This is a genomic window from Longimicrobiaceae bacterium, from assembly GCA_035936415.1.
Lineage (GTDB): Bacteria > Gemmatimonadota > Gemmatimonadetes > Longimicrobiales > Longimicrobiaceae > JAFAYN01.
The window spans coordinates 1-5,073 of the sequence record DASYWD010000382.1 but is presented as its reverse complement, the minus strand read 5'-3'; the positions used below and the strand labels follow the sequence as shown (position 1 = coordinate 5,073).

At 74.5% G+C, this 5,073-nt stretch carries 7 protein-coding genes; 1 reads left to right on the top strand and 6 read right to left on the bottom strand.

The window, feature by feature from the left end; translation table 11 throughout:
* From VGR37_15445 to rpmH, 6 genes are all read right to left on the bottom strand, one after another.
* The coding region (locus tag VGR37_15445) for a hypothetical protein (GenBank protein ID HEV2148799.1) at positions 1 to 231 on the bottom strand (231 nt) is incomplete at its 3' end.
* Positions 232 to 341: 110 nt separating this feature from the next.
* Entirely contained in the window at positions 342 to 1,727 is a 1,386-nt protein-coding gene (mnmE, locus tag VGR37_15440) for a tRNA uridine-5-carboxymethylaminomethyl(34) synthesis GTPase MnmE (protein HEV2148798.1), read from the bottom strand.
* Between the two features lie 125 nt (positions 1,728 to 1,852).
* Positions 1,853 to 3,613, bottom strand: coding sequence for a membrane protein insertase YidC (gene yidC / locus VGR37_15435; GenBank protein ID HEV2148797.1), 1,761 nt, complete (start codon positions 3,611 to 3,613; stop codon positions 1,853 to 1,855).
* A 90-nt stretch (positions 3,614 to 3,703) separates the two neighbouring features.
* Positions 3,704 to 3,916, bottom strand: coding sequence for a membrane protein insertion efficiency factor YidD (yidD, locus tag VGR37_15430; protein ID HEV2148796.1), 213 nt, complete (start codon positions 3,914 to 3,916; stop codon positions 3,704 to 3,706).
* On the bottom strand, positions 3,898 to 4,317 hold the full coding sequence (rnpA, locus tag VGR37_15425; protein ID HEV2148795.1) for a ribonuclease P protein component: 420 nt from the start codon (positions 4,315 to 4,317) through the stop codon (positions 3,898 to 3,900). The genes yidD and rnpA overlap by 19 nt, the downstream gene beginning before the upstream one ends.
* Positions 4,318 to 4,339: 22 nt before the next feature.
* Positions 4,340 to 4,489 (bottom strand): 50S ribosomal protein L34, encoded by a 150-nt coding sequence (gene rpmH, locus VGR37_15420; protein HEV2148794.1) that lies wholly within the window; start codon positions 4,487 to 4,489, stop codon positions 4,340 to 4,342.
* Positions 4,490 to 4,735: 246 nt separating this feature from the next.
* Between rpmH and VGR37_15415 the strand changes: the two genes are divergently transcribed.
* Positions 4,736 to 5,073, top strand: a 338-nt coding sequence (locus VGR37_15415; protein ID HEV2148793.1) for a DnaA N-terminal domain-containing protein, incomplete at its 3' end; no start/stop codon positions are given.

Below are 5,073 nucleotides of genomic sequence, written 5' to 3'. Positions count from 1 at the left end.
GATCAGCTCGATGCGGCGGTGGGGGAGCGCCAGGCGGTCGGCGGCGCCGCGGACGAGCACCAGGGTGTCCGGGAGGAGGGCGTGCACGCGCCCCGCCGCCCGCGACGGGAGCAGCGTGGGAGCCGTGACGCGGACCCGCGTGCCGGGCTCCAGCCAGTGGGCGAAGCCCTGGGCGCCGGCCGGGCCGGCGAGGCAGAGCAGGGCGGCGGCGAGTACCAGGGTCGGGCGCATGCGGCAGGGGGTCGGGGTTCGGGAGACGCACGGGGCCGTGTCGCGCCCCGCGCGGGCGCCGCGGCCACACGGCGGCTCCTCCCTCGCAAGCATCGCTCCCGCTCCGCGCGCTACTTCCCCACGCAGAACTGCGAGAAGACCCGGTCCAGCACGTCCTCCGTGCCGATGGTCCCGAGCAGGTCCTCCAGCGCGCCCGCGGCGGCCTGCAGGTGGGTGGCGGCGAACTCCGGAGGCACGCCGCCTTCCCACGCCTCCAGGAAGGCCTCCACCTCGGCGCGGGCCTCGCGCAGCGCCCGCGCCTGCCGCTCGCGGGTGACGAGCGGGGCCTCTCCCGGGTCGCCCAGGATCCCCCCGAACGCGGTGCGCAGGAGGACCTCGCGGAGCGCGGGGAGCCCCTCCCCGGTGCGGGCGGCCAGGCGCACCGTCCGGACGCCGCCGGGCGCCTCCTCCCGGTCGGCGGGTGCGGCGTCCCCGGCCAGGTCGGCCTTGGTCCGGACCAGCACCGTCGTCCCGGGCTTCCGCTCGCGGAGGAACGCCGCCTCGTCCTCCTGCAGCGGCCGCCCCGCCTCCGCGCAGAAGAGCACCACGTGCGCGGCGGCCAGGTAGCGCCGCGCCACCTCGATCCCGATCTCCTCCACCCGGTCGGCGGTCTCGCGCAGCCCGGCGGTGTCCACCAGGCGGAAGGGGTAGCCGTCCAGGGTGACGGCGGCCTCCAGGGCGTCGCGGGTGGTCCCGGGAATCTCCGTGACGATGGCGCGCTCCGTCCCCAGCAGCGCGTTGAAGAGCGACGACTTCCCGGAGTTGGGGCGGCCGGCGAGCACCACGAGCGCGCCCTCGCGGAGCAGCTCCCCCTCCGGGGCGGTGGCGAGGAGGCCGTCGATCCGGGCGCGCACCTCCTCCGCGGCGGCGCGGATCCGCGCCGGAGGGACGGGGGGCTCGTCCTCCTCCGGGAAGTCGATCCCGTACACCAGCAGCGCCTGCGCGCCCACCAGCGCCTCGCGCAGCGCCTCGATCCGGCGCGACAGGCCGCGCTCCATCTGGTGCACGGCGGCGCGGTGCAGGGCGGGGGAGCGGCCGTCGATCAGGTCCGCCACGGCTTCGGCCTGGAGCAGGTCGAGCCTGCCGTTCAGGTACGCGCGCCGGGTGAACTCGCCCGGCTCGGCGGCCCGGGCGCCGGCGGCCAGCGCGGCGGCCAGCACCAGCTGCGGGGTGAGGACGCCCCCGTGGGTGGCGAGCTCCACCGTGTCCTCGCCGGTGTAGCTCCCCGGGGCGGGGAAGTACGCCGCGAGGGCGCGGTCCAGCGTCTCCCCGGTCTCCGGGTGCGCCAGGCGCACCAGGCGCTGCGTCCGCGGGGGCGGCGCCTCCCGCAGCGCGGGGGCGAGCCGGAGGAGCACGGCCAGGGCGTCCGGGCCGGAGACGCGGACCAGGGCCACGGCGCCGCGCCCCTGGGCGGTGGCGATGGCGGCGACGGTGTCGGCGAAGAGGGGTACGTCCATGGGCGGAGAATGCCGCGGGGCGGGGCGCCGGGCAAGCCCCGCGGGGGAGCGGGAGGACCCCGAGCGCGGAGCGCCCGCCCCCGGACCGGGGACGGGCGCTCCTTCGGCTGCCACGACGGCGCGCCCTAGCGTCGGCGCTTCTGGCGGGCGGCGGGAGGGGGGCCGCCGGAGGCCCGCTTCGCGGCGGCCTCCTCGGCCGCGCGCTTCGCCTTCGCCTCCTCGGTGGCGCGCTTCCGCTCGCGGGCGATCAGCACCTGCTGCGGGAGGCCGGCCAGGTTGCTGGCCGTGTAGTACAGGTTGAGCCCGGCGGCCAGCGTGATGAAGAACGCCCCCATCATGATGGGCATGAGGTACATCATCATCTTCATCTGCGGGTTCGCCTCCATCCCGCTCAGCTTGGTGCTGATCCACTGCAGGAGGAAGGTGGAGCCGATGAAGAGGAGCGGCATCAGGTAGTACGGGTCCCGCTGCGACAGGTCCGGGAGGTACCAGAAGGGGACGCCCCGGAACTCGATGGCGCTCTGGAACACGAAGTACAGGGTGATGAAGATCGGCATCGGGATGAGCAGCGGGAGGCATCCCGCCAGCGGGTTGAACCCGTGCTCCTTGTACAGCCGGATCATCTCCTCCTGCTGCTTCTGCGGGTCGCCCTTGTACTTGGTCTGGAGCTCCTGGATCAGCGGCTGCACGGCCATGTTCTTCATCTGCGCCCGCATCGCCTTGGCGTTCAGCGGCCACAGGAGGATCTTGACCATCACGCCGAAGATGATGAGCACCCAGCCGTACCCGACCCCCAGGTTGTCGTGCAGCTCGCGCATGACCCAGAGCGCGGAGGCCGCGATGGGGCGCACCACCGGGCGGAGCCAGCGGTACCCGTAGGGGTTCACGTCGTCCAGGTTGTACCCGACGGCGGCGAGCCGCCCGTGCTCCTGCGGCCCCAGGTAGGCGCCGAAGGCGAAGGCGCCGTCCGCGCCCAGCGGCAGGGAGACGACGGTCTGCGCGCGGGGGATCCGCGTCGTGTCCGCGTCCGCCCCGCTCCCGGCCACCACGCGGGCGGACGGGAGCCGGCGCAGGGTCATGCCGCCGAACGCCGGCCGGTCGCCGGCGACCAGCGCCGCGAGGAAGTACTTGTCCTTGACCGCCGCCCAGGTGAGCGGCCCCTGCAGCGTCCGGCTCCCCTCCACCTTCTGGAAGGGGACGTTCTCCACGCCGTCGGGGGTCAGCGCGATGGCGCCCAGGTCGCCCTGGAAGCGCTCCGGGTCCGCCTCGTGGGTGGCGAGCCCCGACCCCAGCCCGGTGAGGAGGACGGCGCCGCTCCCCGCCCCGGTCACGCGCCCGGCGACGTCCACCAGGTAGTCGTCCGGGCGGAAGGTGTAGACCACCTCCACCCCCAGCCCCTCGCCGCCGCCGTACGTGAAGCGGAGCTGCTGCGCCTCCCCCCCCTCGGCCAGCTCCACCCGCGTGGCGCTCGCCTGGAAGGGGAGCCCCCGCAGGTCCAGCGTGTCGCCCCCCATCGCCACGCGGTAGGTGAGGAAGTCCGGCGCCCCCTGCGGCACCAGGTCCACCGGCTCCCCCTCCCGGAGGGCGGAGCCGTGGCGGAGCATCTCCGCGCTGGTGAGCGAGGCGCCGCGGGTGGAGAAGGTGTAGCGGTACAGGGGGGAGCGGACCGTTACCGGCTGGGCGGGGGCCTGCGGCGCCGTGGCGGGGAGCGCCGGGGCGCGGACCGCGGGTGCCGGGGCCGGGGCCGGGGTGGGCGCGGCCACGACGGCGGCGCTGTCCCCGCGCGCGGAGTCCGCGGCGGGCTGCTCCGCGGGGGGGAAGAGGAGGTTCGTCCCCATGATGACGGCCGTCATCAGGAGCACCGCGATCAGGACGCGCTTTTCCATCGACTCGAGGTCTATGCTGGGAAGGCCGGGCGTCGGCCGTCTCGGGGAGTACGGCGGCGTCCGGCCATGGGTTTCGGACGAGCTTGCTCGTCAGGGCACCGGGTCGTACCCGCCCTTGCAGAACGGGTGGCAGCGGAGCAGGCGCCGCACCGTGAGCCAGCTCCCCTTCGCGGCGCCGTAGCGCTGCACCGCCTCCAGCCCGTACTGCGAGCAGGAGGGGTGGAAGCGGCACGACGGCGGCGTCAGCGGCGAGATCCCCTTCTGGTAGAAGCGGATCGCACCGATCAGGGCGCGCGCGAGCACAGCTCCTCCGCCAGCGCGCGGAGCTCGTCGCGGAGCTCCGCGAAGGAGGCCCCGTACGCCTCGGGCCGGGCACGAAGGAGGACGTCGAGCGGCGCCCCGGCGCCGCGGAGCGCCGGGAGCACCAGGGTGCGCCCGATCTCGCGCAGGTGCCGCTTCACCCGGTTCCGCTCCACGATGTGCCGCTTGTGCTTGGGCACCACCACCCCCAGGCGTGGATGCGCGGAGGGGGAAGGGGAGTAGAACGCATCCAGGTGACGCGTCCGTCTCCTCTTCCCCCGTCTGAAAAGCCCCCGGATCTCCTCGGACCCGGTGATCCTCGCCGCGCGGGGGAGGCGGAACCCGCCCGAACCCCCTTCGCCCGCTCCGGGCGTGCCCGCGCCCGGGTCTTCCCCTTCCGCCATGCGCGCGGAGGGCGGAACCGGACTACTTCTTGGGAACCGTGACGACCAGCTTGTGACGCCCCTTCCTGCGGCGGGCGTTGAGGACCGCGCGGCCCCCCTTGGTCGCCATCCGGGCCCGAAACCCGTGCTTGTTGATCCGCTTGCGGTTCCGCGGACGGTACGAAGGCTTCATGACTGTATCCTGCGCGAAATTATCGTGAGGTGCGGCAAAGACCTCCAATCTAGCCGGGGGGGCCGTGTACGTCAACTGTGAGGGGGCGGGGAGCCGGGGACGGGAGACCGCCCGCCGCGGCACGGCGCTGGCCCCGCGGCGGGGCGAACGTCCAGCAACGGCGCCCCTTCCTTGACTTTTCCACATGGGGTTTCCAGATTGCGCCCCGTCGTCGGAACGGAAACGCTGTACCCCCTGGACAGTCGCATGGAGCTTACCGCCGCCGAGGTCTGGTCGCGAATCCTGGACGGCGCACGCGCGGCGCTCCCGGAGCAGGCCTTCCGTACCTGGCTGGAGCGTACCGAGGCCGTGGCGATCTCGCAGGACCTCCTGGTGGTCTCGGCGCCCAACCGCTTCGCCGCGGACTGGGTGGAGGACAAGTACGGCGACCTGCTGTCCGGGATCGGCGAGCAGCTCTTCGACCGCCGCTTCACCCTTTCCGTGCAGGTGCAGGGGAACGGCCGCCCGATGGAGGCCCCGCCGGCTCCCGCCCCGACTCCGGCCCCCGCCCCCGCCGCCCCCCGCGCCGCGCCCATCGACTACGC

Coding starts and splice junctions, on each gene's coding strand:
- rpmH (HEV2148794.1), bottom strand. CDS start 4,489: ATGAAGCCTTCGTACCGTCCGCGGAACCGCAAGCGGATCAACAAGCAC.
- yidC (HEV2148797.1), bottom strand. CDS start 3,613: ATGGAAAAGCGCGTCCTGATCGCGGTGCTCCTGATGACGGCCGTCATC.
- mnmE (HEV2148798.1), bottom strand. CDS start 1,727: ATGGACGTACCCCTCTTCGCCGACACCGTCGCCGCCATCGCCACCGCC.
- rnpA (HEV2148795.1), bottom strand. CDS start 4,317: ATGGCGGAAGGGGAAGACCCGGGCGCGGGCACGCCCGGAGCGGGCGAA.